The following is a 15631-nucleotide window of genomic DNA, read 5'->3' as shown; positions in this document are numbered from 1 at the left end:
GCTTGCTCCGGCTTCCCCGATTTCCCTTTCTCCACCTTCTTCGATTTCGCTTCCTCCGACTTCCCCGATTTTCCTTTCTTCACCTTCTTCGATTTCACTTCCTCCGGCTTCCCCGTTACCGCTCTTTTTCAAAGCTGAAGGATCGTTTCCTGTCTCTGTCAGAATCTCATTTATCTCAATATCCAATTGACCGTTATGATCCCCCGGATCGCTCGCAGCTTCACCTTCTGCCGAAGGCTTCAGTCCCAAGCCTATGAAGTAGACAGCCGTAAATGGCTCCTCTGACGTTTGCTCCATCCATTCAGTAAGCCCTTGAATAAAGCGTTCATCCTCCGCAGACAGCGCGTCTGCAGCATAGGCAAGCTTCAGCGTATTCAGTCCTGCTTCACGCAGCATTCCACGAACCTGCTCAGTTGTATAAAGCATCGAAGTATCCAGATTCCTTGCAGATGACATAAACTGCTTCACAAGCCGGAAACAATGCCGATTAGCGTATGCACCTACCAGCCAGCCCTGGGGCTTTAACAGCCCGGCGAGCGCCTTCAGTTCCTCCGGCTTAGAAGCAAACTCATGCGCATTGCCGATAATAATTGCATCAAGTGAACCTTCCCTGATTCCCCAATTCCGAGCGGCTTCTGAACCAACAATTGTAATGCCTGCTGCCTCAGCAATTCGTGAGATGAGCGGATCGCGCTCCAAGCCGTACAAGGCTGACCCGGGATGATTGCGTTTCATCCTTAGCAGCGTGCCTCCGCAGCCGCAGCCAATGTCCAGTACTGCTATCGATTCGCCGTGCCTGTAATCGGGCAGCTCCTGCTCGACCACAGTGAGCAAATCCAGCCGCACATTCATCGCTGGACCTGGTTCAAAGCCCCATTTTTGCACAAAGTGAACGTGATTATCCGATATAATCGTCTCATATTTCTCCCTATCCGCTCCAAACGAAACACTGCCAAAATGATGAATGAACGTATCCCCGCACAGCAGCAGCTTGTAGCCCGCCAGCAGCAGCCGAAGGGAATAATCATCATCCTCATAATTACCGATCCCGAACCGCTCATCGAGAGAACCTGCAGCCTCGCATGCCTCGCGTTTCATCAGAAGGCAGTAGCCAATAAGCTTCAGGCGCTCCTCCCATTTGGCGGGGTCATGGACATTATGCCGAACTGCGAACTGCTCCATCTCTTCCAGCGTTTCGTAGTCAGTTGGAATCTGGGTCATATAGGAAGCATAATTCGTTACAGGCCCGACCGCCCCAACCTTCGGATCGCTGTGCAGCCCTTGCAGCAAGCCCTCCAGCCAGCGAGGCGTAACAATCGTATCGTTATTGAGCAGCATCATTTGCTCGCCGCTGGCAACCGCTATTCCTTGATTGCAAGCCTTGGGAAAACCCTCATTCCGGCCATTAAGCTGGCAAATGATATCCTGCTGCTCCTCCAGCCATACCGGGGTATCATCTGTTGAACCATTATCGACAACTATGATCTCGTAGCTCCCGGACATCGTATGACGCCGAATGCTCTCAATACAGGCCTGTGTATAGGCCAGCTTATTATAGGTCACCAGAATAATGCTCGTTATCATACAATACCGCCATCCTGACCACTATCCTGACCCTGTACTTGCCCCTGTTCCTGATCCTCCACTTGCCCCTGTTCTGGCCCCTGTTCCTGCTCCTGCTCCTGCACTTGCTCCTGCACTTGCTCCTCCACTTGCCCCTGTACTTGCTCCTGCCCATCCTTATGCCGACGTTTCACATCATTATGGATTTGCAGAATCTCCTCCAGCCTTCGCTTGTTATCCTTGAGATTGGCATCATCGGGCAAATAATGCAGCGCCTTATCGTTGTGCTCCATCGCCTTCCGCAGCTCGCCAACCTTGGCATAACAAATGCAGAGCTGCACATGCGGCAGCCACGTCCAGCACACCAGATTGAGCAGTCCCATGCTGAAGGCCGGCTTCTCCAGTCCAAGCGCCATATTATACCAGTGTATGGCCAACGGCCATGCTTCCTGCTCCTCAAAGCAAAATGCGATCGAACAGCAGAAGTCCGCTCGCGGCACATCATATTTGAACGCCAGAAGCAGACTTTCCAGCTTCTTGTCCTTGCGGCCAAGATGATGATAGCACTCCGCCAGCTTGCTGCAAGCAAGCATATGATCCTCGGAATATTCAACCGGTCCCTGTAGAAACAGCGTGTAGCTCTGTACGGCCTCCGCATATTCCTTCTGATCCACCAACTCGTTGGCAAAATAATAGAGGTCGCGTCCCAGCAGCTCCTTGCCGTCAGCGACCTGCTTCTTGAATATTCGCATGTTCCGGTCAGAATGATCTCCCATCCGTTTGTGCGATATGGCGATATCCGTCAGCATAATATTTCCTTCGGATACTTCCAAATACTCATGTATCGGGTTATGCCACTGGTAGCCCATGCTCCGCTTCACAAGCCGGTTGCGGCGGGAGCCGGCAGCTGCATTGCCCGCCATATCGAAGGTGAGATGATATTCCATAATGACGGAATCCACCTCTGGAGGGAGCGATTGTTTCAGCTTGCGGAATTTCTCTCTATCCTTCTCGAACAGGACATCATCGGCATCGAGCCACATCACGTACGTTTGGGTAGCCTGTGCGAACGAGAAATTTCTCGCCGCCGCGAAATCCTCAATCCACTCGAACTCAACGATGCGCGCGTTATATTGCGCAGCGATTTCCTTCGTTCGGTCCACTGATCCTGTATCAACAATAACGATCTCATCGACAAGATCCGCCACAGAATCAAGGCAGCGTGCGAGTACCTCCTCTTCATCCCTGACGATCATGCATAAGCTGACCGCAATCACAGGCATTCTCCTCCCCGAATAAAAGACATGTGTCATTAGCGTATGACATACCGGCGGAAGACGATTGGACGCGATGCCCGGCAGCGCAGCAATAAAAAGAACGAGTCCCGTATCTGCAATACTGGACTCGCCCCTATATAAAGACCAGCCATGAGATGGCTGGTCCGCTTAATGAAATCGCTTACTATTCTTTGGTTGACAATACAGCGAAACTATAATTTCACCTTTAAATAGGCTTGACCTGCTGCTTCCTTCATCTTCTCCCATGTTGTGAATATAGAATTCTCCATCACATGCCGATCCAAAGATGTTTTGTTTATATTTTCCAATTCGGCCGCGCTGTTAACTTCAAAAGACCCGCCTTCAAAAAAGGAATGGATGTCTTTGAACTCGGTATGCTCCTTCATAAATGCCTCAGAGAATAGTTCTTGTAATTTCACTCCTCCGTTAACTTGATTATGAATGCTTCTCTCGATTTGTAGAAGAAGCTTGTTATAATCCCTTTTTCCTTTCATTTTCATTATGGACTACACCTCCTGAGTTACGTAGTTCCACATGAAAGCGCAATCACCTTTTTTGATTTTGAATAAAATACATATATTAGAAAATATTAATTTTCGCAAACGTTTACGCCTTCCTTGGATCAGTTTGCAATTGTAAAATTGTCAGATCCCTCGTTGCCGCTGCTACTGCAATTTACCGTTCCATGTGTTCGAGAGTTTGGTATTAAATCATACGCACAAAATTGCTTTTTCACCTGATAAGTATTGTCTATTCTTATAACGTGATAATTTGCTGCAGGCAACTCCGGTATATTTTCATACTTTAAGTTAACAGTTACCTTGATGTCGCTGAGATCTGAGCTATCGACATTAGTAATTTTGAAATCTGTTAGAGCAGCCCCGCCTTTCCCTTCTTGTTGCATGATCGCACTAAAATAATTGCTAACCATACTTTTTGCGGATTCTTCTGGATCTTTTTGAACGTCCTGAACCGATTTTCCAGTCAGCTCTTCGAGTGATTGTTCTGAACCTTGAGCACTAGCAATCCCCACACACAAAATTACAAATACCGCCATTAAAAGCAACATGAATTTTTCATTTTTAAACATCATTCATCATCCCCTCCAAAAAAATACACACTATTAATATAGACGCTGGTTACAAAAAAAAGGTTTTAAAAAATTTACACAATTGAAGATATCAGGAATACATCACCCTACGGGATATAATATAATCGTCGAGGCAGCCATCCCATTTAGCGCGCACGAAAAAAAGCTATGCGGCTGACAATCGCCGCATAGCTTTCAACCAACCATTAAATCGTGCTGGAAGCCGTTCCGTAGAACACCTCAGGACCATTGCGCGTACCCGTAAGCACGGCCAGCGGGCCTCCTGTAATAAAAGCGGTGTAGATCGTTTCAGCAGCTGCCGGAGCCAGCAGATCCTGTGCGGTGAAGGAATAGATGTCAGAAGAGTTTGCGACACTTAGCGCTATTGCCATTTGAGCCGTGTAGATCACGTTGGCTGGAACAAAGGTTGTGCTGCCGCGAACGATCTGAATTGTGAACGTGTTGCCGATCAAGCCGCCGCTAATCCCAACTGTTCCTGCAAGTGTAACGATCGGGTTGGCAACGTTTTTCGTTTGCAGACCAATAACTCCGAACAAAGCAGGTGTTAGGGAGAGGCTTACTCCCGGAGCCCCGGAGTGGTTGGAGTTCATGGAACTTCTCATATCCAAAAAAGTACCCATTTCGAATCACCTCCTACTAAGGATACTCTATTATATGTACTCTATTATCTCGCGGATTGGACAACTTGCTAGTTAGCTGCTCATATTTCGTCTGCGGTATGAGCAGTTTCAGGCTCCGTCCCCTTCTTCCCGAGCCCTCTCATAGCACCTACGGCAAGCACCACAATCGGCAATGCAATTTGGAAGATGGTAAAAAGCTTAACCATAACAGTAAGCCCTAACCATAGACGAACGGTATTATTCGGCTCCAGGAAGGCGAGTCCGCATATGATCAGTATAATAGCTGCAGACCATGCAGCATGTGAGCCCTTGAACAGGTTTTTCATCATAATAACCGCTGCCATGCAGAACAAGGTCATTTTCACATACAGTCCTATATAGAGCAGCAGCGTAACAAACACATCAAGCCGTTCTAGAATGTTAGCTATCCGAATGAGCTGTACAACCTCCAGCAGAGGAAGTGACGAAATGGAAGAAATCTCGGGTCCGAGAACCGCCATCGATATGGCGTTCAACACAATTAGCAGCACAGCTACAATAATATAGCCCATTGACGCTATTCTCCCAAGCTTTTTGCCGGGCGACAATCTGTGCCAGAACATCAGGAATACAACCATCTGACCGAATGGGAATGAAACAATGTCTGGAATAGCAGCTGACACTACTGGCCCCACACCGTTCTCAAGCATCGGAAGCAGTCTGTGATAATTTGGAAGCCGCGCGATAAATAGAAGGATAACGATAACGCCATAGCTGAGAATGACAATCGGAAACAGCATTTCAACAACCCGGAAGAACACTGTAGGACCTTTGTAAACCCCGTACAATGAAATCAATGCAGTCGTGAAAATAATAACCCATTGCGGCGTTTGCTGCAGAATCGTCATAACGGTTAATTCACTGAAGTCACGCGCATTTCGCGAAGCTTCATAGGTGAAATAGAGGCCGAACAGCAATCCGGTAAAGGTACCTAGAAATTTGCCGAAATGTACGCGGAGCAGATCCGCCAAACCCATCCCGGGAAACCGTCCCTGGATGCGCAGGTAAACCCACAAAAGCAGGAGCCCGATGGAGGCGGCAAGCGTCATAGCAAGCCACGAATCCTGTTTGGCCTTGATTCCAAGCTCGAACAGAGGCGTGCTGCCCAGCTCAAACATGATGATCATGACTACAATCTGATAGCCGCTGAGCTTGCCCACCGGATCGCCTCCATCCTTCATCCGCCTTGCTTTCTTAACTTCGACCGAAAGGAATCAATGCTCATTCCCGTCTGATTTACATGGACCCGCACATGGCATTTAATCTGCAACTGCCCCAATTGCTCATTCCATGAGGAAGCAATCTCCCTCCATCGCTTAGGATACTTTTCATGTACAGCCCCGCCGAAGCCGACAATATCCGCTCGCTGCTCGCTTATCGCTTTCCAGCCTTTCATCATCGTTCGCTCAATTTCAGCTGCGATAGCCTTCTCGATTTGGGCAATCGTTTCCGGCTTCGCCATATCAGCATCACAGTTGTATTCATATAGTGTGCCGTTCACCTTCGCATGGACGTTTATGATGAAGCTGTTTCCCTTAGGCTCGGGGCTAACCCGAGTAGAGGTCTGAATGATGCGAAGGGTGGAGTCTTTTTTTCTCGATGGCTCGCATGCGAAGGGCACTGTTGTTCTCTTGACACGATTGGCAAGCCACATCGCCCCCATGCTATCCTCCGCGTTGATCCATCCAACCAGCTTGTCACCCTTAATGATACCCAGCTTGCTTAATTTGACCTTGAGATCCGAATGTGTTTTTTTCATCCCATCAAGCGAATCGAATGAGCCTCCCTCACCGGCCAACGCAAGACTCGGAATGCCTGTTGCATGGGTCCCGTCGAGCAATTCCTGCTGCACCTGAAAGACGGTCATCTGCGGGAAACTGCCTCCATTGAAAGCTTCATTTTGCACCATATGGTCAATAGCTGCTCCTGGAATCTTCTCCATGGAGATGAGCTGCTCCAGCATGTTGCGGGCACTTCCCTTTGTAAGAAAGATGGTTACCGTCTCTCTGGAATCCGTATTGCGGATATAAGCCTCCATGAGCGTGTTGATCCCGTAGCGTGCCGCTTTCTCGCTAATGACAACCATCTGATTGTGGGAAAAATACAGCTTGCGCGACAGCTCCAGACTCGTTTTCCGAACTGCGCCGCGCAGGCTTTCATCCTCTGTCGAAAACACATATACAGGAGCCGCATTTGTGGATACACCTGAAGTGCTGGAAATCGCTTGCGGGATGACAAGCTGAAAGGAAAGCCGCCATCTTCCATTATCTTCAATGTCAATGCCTGTTGCAGATATGATGCTCAGCTCGTTCAATTCCACTCTGTTCCAGCAGCCGCACTGTGCTGTCAGGATGACGAGGGCCAGACCAATCTGCAACCATCGCTTTACCATTCCTATGCCTCCGTTTATTCAGAGCGGGACCGCTGCCAGTCCGGCATCCTTGCATTGTTCTTCCGTTTGCTGCCGCCCAACATTTCAGGCCGGGATTTCATCGCCCATCTTGGAACCCGAATAAAAATATCCTTCCAGCTGCTCCAGATGAATGGCGCTACTGGGGCCATATAGGGAACACCGAATGACTGCAAGCCGGCCAGATGCGTGAGCAGAACTATGACACCTGTCATAATCCCGTACAAGCCGAGCATCCCCGCCAACAGCATTAGCGAGAAGCGAATGAGCCTCGCTGCAATGGCAATATTGATCTGCGGCGTAACGAAGTTGGAGATGGCAGTAAAGGAAACGACAATGACCATCGCAGGCGATACAAGACCGGCTTGAACAGCCGCTTGTCCAAGTACAAGCGCGCCAACAATCGAGACAGCAGGACCTATCGCTCGCGGCATCCGCACACCCGCCTCCCGAAGCACCTCGAATGTGATTTCCATCAGAAACGCTTCGAAGAGCGCCGGAAACGGTATGCCCTCCCGCTGTGCGGCCAAACTAATGAGCAGCGTAGTTGGCAGCATTTCCTGGTGATAGGTCGTAATGGCAATGTATAATGCCGGAAGCAGCATCGATGCGATAAAGGTAATATGCCGAAGGAGTCTTAAGAAGCTCGCTATATCGAATCGTTGATAATAGTCTTCAGCAGATTGGAAAAATTTAAAGAAAGTAACCGGAGCCAGCAGCACAAAAGGCGTACCATCGACAATTACTGCCACCTGACCCTCCAGCAATGATGCTGCTACAACATCGGGACGCTCGATATTCATCAACGTTGGGAATGGAGTAAACGTTCGATCCTGTATGAACTCCTCGACATAGCTGCTTTCGATAATTCCGTCTATATCAATGGCATCCAGTCTGCGCAGCACCTCATCCACAACGCTCTGCTTCGCGATTCCTTTTATAGAAGCGACAAACACATGCGTCTGTGTCTGCCTCCCGATGCGTTTGCCTTGAAGACGAAGGTTTGGAGACCGAATAATACGTCGAATTAACCCCAAATTCGTAAATATATTCTCCGTAAAGCTATGCTGCGGTCCGCGTATGACCGTCTGGGTGACGGGCTCATCTACCGATCGCTGCTCACCTCCAGCTGTAACAGCAATCAACGCTTCATCCGTACCGTCAACCATAATGACACAGAAGCCGTTAAGCAGCGCTTCGAGCGCCTCTTCCTCTGTTCGAATGACTGCAACTGATCCTGCGGCAATCACATGCCTTGATAATCGCTCCAGCATTCCCTGACCCGTCGGCTGCTCCTGCTCCGCACCCACAAGCAGCGCATTCATGAGCGGCTGCACGATATGATCGTTAATGGTTCGTTGATCAACCAGGCTGTCGATATATAGAATGGCGATCGTTGCAGCTGAATCCGAATCATCACCGCCGATTCTACGGGACACGACATCCAGACTGTTGCCGAGTCTGCTGCTGATAGAGATTGAATTATGGCTGAGCTCCTTGCTTAGCGGTATTGCTGATGCCACTGGACCACCTTCTTACTTTCTGAGCGTACGAGATAGACGTAGTATAGCTAGAGAGGCTGGCATTTATGTATAGCGCGGCAAAGCAAAGCGGCGGCAAGAGATCATGAAGACCCTCTGCCGCCGCGAAATTTATTCGTATATGCTCTAGCTTCATCTACATTCGTTACCCGATTCCTGCTCCACTCGATCAATATCCGGTCGATATACCGGAAATGCAGCTTGCCTGCGAATACGGATTCCTTGAGCGCAAAGCGAATCAGTTCCTCCTGATATCGATCCTGATCAAGCCATGCGCTGATCGTTTCGCATTCCATCGGTGACAGCGGACGGCCGAATTCCTGTTCGAATACGGTGAACAGGTCTGCTGCCTTGGGCTCTGAGTTCCGCTGCTCCCGCTCCGGTCCCATAGCGCTCTTCCGCGCTTCATCCGCAAGCCATTCTGCGCTTCTAATAATAAGGCCATTCCAATTGTAACGCTCGGACTGAACACCTGAAATGCTGTCCATCTGTTCATCAATTGCCAACAGGCCTTCCTTCATTAGCCGGCCAAGCAGTTGGCCGACCGCCTTGGACGTTAAGCCCAGCCGATCCGCCAGCTGCTCCGGTGTCGGAAACTCCACCCCCTCCAGCTGACGGTACATGAAGAGCTGAATGATGAGCAGCATTTCGGTATCCGTTAAGCCAATCCCGCGATAAGCGCGAAGCAAGCCGGCCGGAATAACAACGCCGCCGCTGTTCATCGCTGCGGCCATGCCTCGCGCGTACGCCTTCCACATATCTGTTTTCATCGATGCAAGCCTCCTGCTCTGCAGCTACGGATAGAGACGATACAGCATTCTCGGGAACGGAATCGTCTCGCGTACATGGTCCAGTCCGCATATCCAGGCAACCGTCCGCTCCAGCCCGAGTCCAAAGCCGGAATGCGGGACCGTTCCATACTTCCGCAGATCGAGATACCATTGATAGGCTTCCTCAGACAGCTCATGCTCTGAGAACCGCTGTGCCAGCAGCTCCGGATCATCAATCCGCTGAGAACCCCCAATAATCTCTCCATAGCCTTCCGGCGCGATCATATCCGCACATAACACGACCTCCGGTCTGTTCGGGTCCGGTTTCATATAGAACGCTTTAATCGCAGCCGGATAATGGGTAATGAATACCAGCCGTTCAAATTTCTCTGCTATAGCCGTTTCATGCGGGGCGCCAAAGTCTTCGCCCCATTGCACCTCGAAGCCCTGCTCCTGCAGCAAAGCGATCGCTTCGTCATAGGAGATGCGCGGGAACGGCGCAGCAATATTAGCCAGCTTGCCAACATCCCGGCCAATCGTCTCCAGCTCCTTGCGGCAGTTTTCCAATACGCTCTGGACGATGAAGGCAATCAGCTGCTCCTGTACGAGCAGGCTGGCCTCATGATCAACGAAGGCCATCTCCGGCTCAATCATCCAGAATTCAATCAAATGCCGCCGTGTCTTGGACTTCTCCGCACGGAAGGTCGGACCAAAGGAATAGACTCTGCCTAGCGCCATCGCTGCAGCTTCCATATACAGCTGGCCGCTCTGCGTCAAATAAGCATCCTCGTCAAAATATTTGGTATGAAACAGATTCGTCGTTCCTTCGCAAGAGGACGGGGTCAGGATCGGCGGATCAACCAGCGTAAAGTCCCGAACATCGAAGAAAGCTCTCGTGGCACGAATAATTTCCGCCCGAATGACGATAATAGCCCGCTGCTTAGCCGTTCTCAGCCACAAATGACGGCGGTCCATCAAGAAGTCGACCCCATGCTCCTTCGGCGTAATCGGATACTCCTGTGTCTGCTGAATAACTTCCAGCTCGTGAACGGTCAGCTCATATCCGGAGGAGCTTCGCGGCTCCACCCTTACTGTTCCCCGGACATACAGCGAGCTCTCCTGTGTAAGCTTCTGCGCCGCTTCCCAGGTTGACTCGGATACTTCGCTTTTCACCACAACCCCTTGAATGTAGCCGGTTCCATCGCGGAGCTGAAGAAACTGGATTTTACCGCTGGAGCGCTTGCCATTCAGCCAACAGCCGATCCATACCGATTGCTCCGCATGCTCGTTCACTCGACTAATTAAAGTCAGGTTCTTCATCGTTAATCTCACCCTTCTGACTTAGGCTCGGTTCTGTACGATTTGATAAGTATCCCGCGCAATCAACAATTCCTCATTTGTCGGCACCACAAGTACAGTGACACGGGAATTATCCGATGAGATGACTCTCGCTTCCTTCGATCTTTCCGCATTGCGCGTTTCGTCCAGCTCAATACCCATAAAGGTTAATCCGTCGCAAACCGCTTTCCTCAGAACGACTGAATTCTCGCCTACACCAGCAGTAAATACTAGTGTATCCATACCGTTCATCGCAGCGGCATATGCTCCTATATATTTACGCAGCCGGTACGTATACATGTCGAAGGCAAGCTTCGCCTGCTTGTCGCCCTCCTGCATCGCATCCGTAATCTCCCGCATATCACTGCTGATCCCGCTAATTGCCAGCATGCCGCTATGCTTGTTCAGCATCGAATTAACCTCGCTCAGCGTCAGATCCTCTTTATTCATCGTAAAGGGCACAATCGCCGGATCGAGATCACCGCTCCGCGTCCCCATCATCAAACCTTCGAGAGGCGTCAAGCCCATGCTCGTATCAAAGGACTTGCCGTCCATAATGGCGGTGCAGCTCGCACCGTTTCCAATATGACAGGATACCATTTTAATTGATTCCAAAGGCTTGCCCAGAAATTCCGCCGCCTGCTGGCTGACATAGTGATGCGATGTGCCGTGGAAGCCATAGCGGCGTATTTTGTGGCGGCGATATAGCACCATAGGAATCGCATACAGGAACGACTCCTGCGGCATCGATTGATGGAAAGCCGTGTCGAATACGACCACCTGCGGAACCTCGGCCATGTTCGTATCCACTGCTGCGATGCCCATTAGAGCAGGCGGATTGTGCAGCGGCGCCAAGTCGAACAGCTTGCGGATCTCAAGCTTAACATCAGGCGTTACCAACGTGGAATGCTTGAAAATCTCACCGCCGTGGACGACCCGATGGCCAACCGCTTTAATTTCATTGATGGAGCCGAGCACGCCATGCTCCTTATGAACGAGCAGATCGATAACCCGCTTCACAGCAGTATTATGATCAAGAATTTCACTTACTAGCCGCACCTCGGACTTGCCCTCTGGCTCATGGGTGACGATCGAAGAATCCATACCGATTCTCTCGACTCTTCCTTGAGCAAGAACGGACTCTTCCTTCATATTATAGAGCTGGTATTTAAGCGACGAGCTGCCGGCATTAATGACGAGAATTATCATACGCGATCCCCATCCTTATCATATTTGAAAAAACCAATGCCGCTCTTCACGCCAAGATGGCCAGCACGCACCATTTTCTTGAGCACGATAGACGGTCTATACTTCAATTCGCCATACTCGCGGAACATCCGCTCAAGCGCCGCGAGCACTGCATCCAGCCCGAATCTGTCCGCCATTTCGAACGGTCCGTTCTGGAAGGAGTAGCCGATCCGCATCGCGCTGTCGATATCATCAGCCGATGCAACGCCTTCCTCCAGCACATGAAGCGCTTCATTAATTAATAAACAAATTAATCGCGTTGTGACGAATCCTGGCGATTCGAACACCATAACGCCTTTTTTATGTATAATATTTTCGACAAAATATTTGGTCTTTGTGAACGTTTCTTCCGACGTCTTAAGCCCGCGAACGATCTCTACAAGTCCTGTCTTCATAACCGGATAAACGAAATGCATGCCGATTACACGTTCCGGATTTTTCGTCATGCCCGCCAGCTCCGTCATACTTAGCGTTGACGTATTGCTGGCCAGAATGATGCTGGCATCGCAGATTCGATCCAGCTCCTCGAAGATCACCCGTTTGCTCTCAAGATCCTCCGTAATCGTTTCGATTACGAGCTGGCATTCAGACATCGCAGACAGCCGTTTGACCGGATGAATGCGGTTCATGACCAGCTTCTTCTCCGCCAGTGTAAGCGCCCATTTCTCAATTTGCTTATCGAGGCTTTGCTCTATCAGTGCAATGGATGCAGCTAATTTCTCATCATTTTGTTCGACTACATATACATCAAGTCCGTTGAAGGCCAGCATCTCAGCTATGCCTTGCCCCATCGTTCCAATGCCAATAACGCCTACACTACGTACTGTCATCTCGCCATTCCCCCATCTAGTACAGCAGAAGTATGATTCGCTTTCTGAAGGTCATCCCTCTTATTATAACGCTTTTATAGCAAAAAAGAAGACGGACCGCAGTCCGCCTTCAAATTGTAACTTATGACATTATCGTTTCCTTCGCAACATCGCCGGATTGATCCAGCAAGTCGCGGAATTGCTGGCCTCCGAGCGTCTCCTCTGCCGTTAGCACTTCCAGGGAGCGGATAAAAACATCCTTTCTTTCTTCCAAAAGCTGCTTGACACGGCTCATCAAATGATTCAGGATATTGTTGCTCACGCTCGCCCATTTATCCGGCGTCATCATCGATTCATTGACAATGCCCATCTCCGTCAAGCCTGATTCCACCATCGTACGGACAATGCTCATCGCCTGATCGAAATCGCCGCGCGAGCCCGTGCTTCGGTCTCCATAGAATTGTTCCTCCGCCGCTGCACCGCCAAGAGCGATCATAATCTGCTCCTCAAGAAACTCCCTTGTGTACAAATAACGGTCCTGCTGCGGATTATGGCGCACATAACCAAGTGCCTGGCCTCGCGGAGACAGTGCAACCTGTGATACACTGCCAGGTCTGACAATCTCAGCAGTAATCGCATGGCCAAGCTCGTGAAGCGCAACACGCTCCCGCTCCTCCTTAGTCGATTCGCGATCCGTCTTCTCGCCCATCATCACCTTGTCAATCGCCATGGACAGATGACGCTGCATAATGGTCTCGCTCTCTTCCCGCATCGCATAGATGGCAGATTCATTCATCACGCTTTCCAGCTGCGCGCCGGAGAAGCCGAACGATTCCTCGGCAATCTTATCCATGCTGACCTCGTCATGAAGCGGTTTATTCCGTGCATGAATGCGCAAAATATGATTGCGGCCTTTCTTGTCCGGCAGATCAACGCCGATATGACGGTCGAACCTTCCGGGACGCAGCAGAGCGCTGTCCAGCATCTCTTTGCGATTCGTCGCGCCAATGAGCAGAATGCGCGGTGATTCCGAGGTATGAATCCCGTCAAGCTCAGTCAACAGCTGGTTGAGCGTCTGGTCATATTCCCGCTGCTGTCCGCCGTCACGCTTGCCCCCGATCACATCAATCTCATCGATGAAAATAACGGCACTGGTCTTGCCAGCCTTCTGCGCCTTCTGGCGCGCTTCCTTGAACATATCACGGATACGGCTCGCGCCGACGCCAACATACATCTCGACAAATTCCGAACCGGATGCGGCAATATAGACAGAATCCGTGTAGGCTGAAGCGGCCTTAGCGAGCAGCGTTTTGCCTGTTCCCGGAGGTCCAGTCAGCAGTATGCCCTTCAGCGGGCGTATGCCGAACTTGGAAATTTGATCCTGATGGACGAGAAAATCCAGCGCCTCAATCAGCTCCTGCTTCGCACGATCCTGACCGCCGATCTCATCGAAGGACAACGGTACAGCAGGACGTATTTTGCCTTTGCGTTCCCCGCCCATCGCAGCCAATTGACCTCGTGATTTCGCCACATACAATAACCCGCCTGCAATACCGGCCATGAAGACGAGCGGCAGCGTATTAACGCCAACGACAAATTGCAAGAAAAGAATGAAAACCGGCACGAAGCCAATCGCGATTTCCTTCGTATAACTACGCATTCGGCCACACCCCCAGCTTCTCGGCTATTCTTGGCAGCACAATATGCTTCACCGTTTCGCCGTTCTTCAGTGTAATGTAGACGTTCACTTCATCGATCTCGGATGTCGCTTGCACATCAGCGAACTGCTTCTCCAAACGGTTCATCGCAGCAGGAATGTCTGTATATTGCCGATTCTCCATCGCCTCAGCTATATCAAAGAGAACGGTTGACCATACCTTGTCAAGCTCCTCTTGATTACCCTTCTCTTGAATGTCGAACTTAAGCTCTCTGCTTCCGATTACAGACTCGCCTTCTCGCACAATCGTCTCATATACCTCTTTCACATTCGCATCCCGATCCAAAGTAAGCTCCATCGTCACAGAATCTCTATCGATAATCGGAGCAGCAGCTGAAACGCCCGGCATGTCGGCAACGATTCGTTCAAGCGGTCCTAATGTAGCAACATTCCGATACGTATACCAGCCACCGACCAGCAAGCCAGCCGACAACACAGCAGTTAGAATCGCAGGTAAAATTCGTATTTTCACGGCAAAAGCCCCCTTATGTTAGATAGCGTATATATAATCGTATATCAATCTCTCTATACGAAAGTATATCACAGCATCCGACCCAAGAGGGTGTGTAATAATTAGGAGCATTGGCGCAAACTGCCGCTGCTGTTGCTATCGACTGTGCCGTTCCATCTATACTGCGTGCAGCCTCCAGTGCATGAGAGGCGGGGCGATCCAGCGGGGTGATATCGACGGGGCGATATCCGACGGGGCGATCCGGTGTTGCCGTTCAACCGCATTCCAACTTTATCCCGTCAGGAACAGGGGTCGCTGCGCAGGCTGAAGGAGCTTCCGATCGTTGTTGTTCCCGGATTTCCTGGTGGCAGGTTCGAGTTGAAATCGAGAAACAAAGGCGAACGCTCACGCTTCAACAGGTTCCTTCTTACTGCTCCGCTCCCTTGTCCGTTACTTATGCTCGTTTTTATTTAGCTGGTAAAAAATAAGCTGTATACAGTTTTAACTGTAACAGCTCATTTTTGCTGTAAACGGCTTTTTAGCTTTACAGCCCCATAGCGTGCGCCAGTCAGGCTAACTTGGGGCCGTAGCAACGTTTTTCCGCCTTACAGCTTACAATATTTTTGTTTTCAATGCTGTAAGCAGCTTTTTTAGCTTTACAGCCCCATTTCGTGCGCCTAGTCAAGCAAAATTGGGGCTGTAGCAACGTTTTTCCG

General features: G+C 50.2%; 14 protein-coding genes. All 14 read right to left on the bottom strand.

Annotation, left to right across the window (positions count from 1 at the left end; translation table 11 throughout):
* Nucleotides 1–1584 (bottom strand): glycosyltransferase (locus tag L6H65_RS21675; RefSeq protein ID WP_236344867.1); only part of this gene is annotated, 1584 nt, incomplete at its 3' end.
* The gene (locus L6H65_RS21670; protein ID WP_236344866.1) at nucleotides 1581–2840 is read right to left on the bottom strand and encodes a glycosyltransferase family 2 protein; all 1260 of its coding nucleotides are present in this window, start codon (nucleotides 2838–2840) and stop codon (nucleotides 1581–1583) included. The genes L6H65_RS21670 and L6H65_RS21675, both read right to left, overlap by 4 nt.
* Nucleotides 2841–3052: 212 nt before the next feature.
* Nucleotides 3053–3361: a hypothetical protein gene (locus L6H65_RS21665; RefSeq protein WP_236344865.1), complete on the bottom strand. Its 309-nt coding sequence runs from the start codon at nucleotides 3359–3361 to the stop codon at nucleotides 3053–3055.
* 122 nt (nucleotides 3362–3483) lie between these two features.
* Entirely contained in the window at nucleotides 3484–3954 is a 471-nt protein-coding gene (locus L6H65_RS21660) for a hypothetical protein (RefSeq protein WP_236344864.1), read from the bottom strand.
* 203 nt (nucleotides 3955–4157) lie between these two features.
* Complete coding sequence (locus L6H65_RS21655; protein WP_236344863.1) at nucleotides 4158–4592, bottom strand: hypothetical protein; 435 nt, start codon at nucleotides 4590–4592, stop codon at nucleotides 4158–4160.
* 80 nt (nucleotides 4593–4672) lie between these two features.
* Complete coding sequence (locus tag L6H65_RS21650) at nucleotides 4673–5812, bottom strand: GerAB/ArcD/ProY family transporter (RefSeq protein ID WP_236344862.1); 1140 nt, start codon at nucleotides 5810–5812, stop codon at nucleotides 4673–4675.
* Nucleotides 5809–7023, bottom strand: a complete 1215-nt coding sequence (locus L6H65_RS21645; RefSeq protein WP_236344860.1) for a Ger(x)C family spore germination protein — start codon at nucleotides 7021–7023, stop codon at nucleotides 5809–5811. The genes L6H65_RS21650 and L6H65_RS21645 overlap by 4 nt, the downstream gene beginning before the upstream one ends.
* A gap of 14 nt (nucleotides 7024–7037) precedes the next feature.
* Nucleotides 7038–8564 carry a spore germination protein gene (locus tag L6H65_RS21640; protein WP_236344859.1) on the bottom strand — a complete coding sequence of 509 codons (1527 nt, stop codon included), beginning with the start codon at nucleotides 8562–8564 and terminating at the stop codon, nucleotides 7038–7040.
* Nucleotides 8565–8665: 101 nt separating this feature from the next.
* Nucleotides 8666–9352, bottom strand: a complete 687-nt coding sequence (locus L6H65_RS21635) for a DnaD domain-containing protein (RefSeq protein WP_236344858.1) — start codon at nucleotides 9350–9352, stop codon at nucleotides 8666–8668.
* 24 nt (nucleotides 9353–9376) lie between these two features.
* Nucleotides 9377–10672 carry an asparagine--tRNA ligase gene (asnS, locus tag L6H65_RS21630; RefSeq protein ID WP_236344857.1) on the bottom strand — a complete coding sequence of 432 codons (1296 nt, stop codon included), beginning with the start codon at nucleotides 10670–10672 and terminating at the stop codon, nucleotides 9377–9379.
* A 21-nt stretch (nucleotides 10673–10693) separates the two neighbouring features.
* Nucleotides 10694–11899: an acetate/propionate family kinase gene (locus L6H65_RS21625; protein ID WP_236344856.1), complete on the bottom strand. Its 1206-nt coding sequence runs from the start codon at nucleotides 11897–11899 to the stop codon at nucleotides 10694–10696.
* Nucleotides 11896–12768 carry a 3-hydroxyacyl-CoA dehydrogenase family protein gene (locus L6H65_RS21620; RefSeq protein WP_236344855.1) on the bottom strand — a complete coding sequence of 291 codons (873 nt, stop codon included), beginning with the start codon at nucleotides 12766–12768 and terminating at the stop codon, nucleotides 11896–11898. Before L6H65_RS21620 ends, L6H65_RS21625 begins: the two co-directional genes overlap by 4 nt.
* 121 nt (nucleotides 12769–12889) lie before the next feature.
* Nucleotides 12890–14407, bottom strand: a complete 1518-nt coding sequence (locus L6H65_RS21615; protein ID WP_236344854.1) for an AAA family ATPase — start codon at nucleotides 14405–14407, stop codon at nucleotides 12890–12892.
* Entirely contained in the window at nucleotides 14400–14936 is a 537-nt protein-coding gene (locus tag L6H65_RS21610; protein ID WP_236344853.1) for a hypothetical protein, read from the bottom strand. Before L6H65_RS21610 ends, L6H65_RS21615 begins: the two co-directional genes overlap by 8 nt.
* Between the last annotated feature and the right edge of the window lie 695 nt (nucleotides 14937–15631).

The organism is Paenibacillus plantiphilus (genome assembly GCF_927798095.1).
In the GTDB taxonomy this organism is placed as follows: Bacteria; Bacillota; Bacilli; order Paenibacillales; family Paenibacillaceae; genus Paenibacillus_Z; species Paenibacillus_Z plantiphilus.
This window is presented reverse-complemented; position numbering and strand designations above follow the sequence as displayed.

Bases quoted from the DNA above. Each gene is read 5' to 3' on its own strand.
- L6H65_RS21665 (WP_236344865.1), bottom strand. From the start codon at position 3,361: ATGAAAATGAAAGGAAAAAGGGATTATAACAAGCTTCTTCTACAAATC.
- L6H65_RS21660 (WP_236344864.1), bottom strand. From the start codon at position 3,954: ATGATGTTTAAAAATGAAAAATTCATGTTGCTTTTAATGGCGGTATTT.
- L6H65_RS21655 (WP_236344863.1), bottom strand. From the start codon at position 4,592: ATGGGTACTTTTTTGGATATGAGAAGTTCCATGAACTCCAACCACTCC.
- L6H65_RS21650 (WP_236344862.1), bottom strand. From the start codon at position 5,812: ATGAAGGATGGAGGCGATCCGGTGGGCAAGCTCAGCGGCTATCAGATT.
- L6H65_RS21645 (WP_236344860.1), bottom strand. From the start codon at position 7,023: ATGGTAAAGCGATGGTTGCAGATTGGTCTGGCCCTCGTCATCCTGACA.
- L6H65_RS21635 (WP_236344858.1), bottom strand. From the start codon at position 9,352: ATGAAAACAGATATGTGGAAGGCGTACGCGCGAGGCATGGCCGCAGCG.
- asnS (WP_236344857.1), bottom strand. From the start codon at position 10,672: ATGAAGAACCTGACTTTAATTAGTCGAGTGAACGAGCATGCGGAGCAA.
- L6H65_RS21625 (WP_236344856.1), bottom strand. From the start codon at position 11,899: ATGATAATTCTCGTCATTAATGCCGGCAGCTCGTCGCTTAAATACCAG.
- L6H65_RS21620 (WP_236344855.1), bottom strand. From the start codon at position 12,768: ATGACAGTACGTAGTGTAGGCGTTATTGGCATTGGAACGATGGGGCAA.
- L6H65_RS21615 (WP_236344854.1), bottom strand. From the start codon at position 14,407: ATGCGTAGTTATACGAAGGAAATCGCGATTGGCTTCGTGCCGGTTTTC.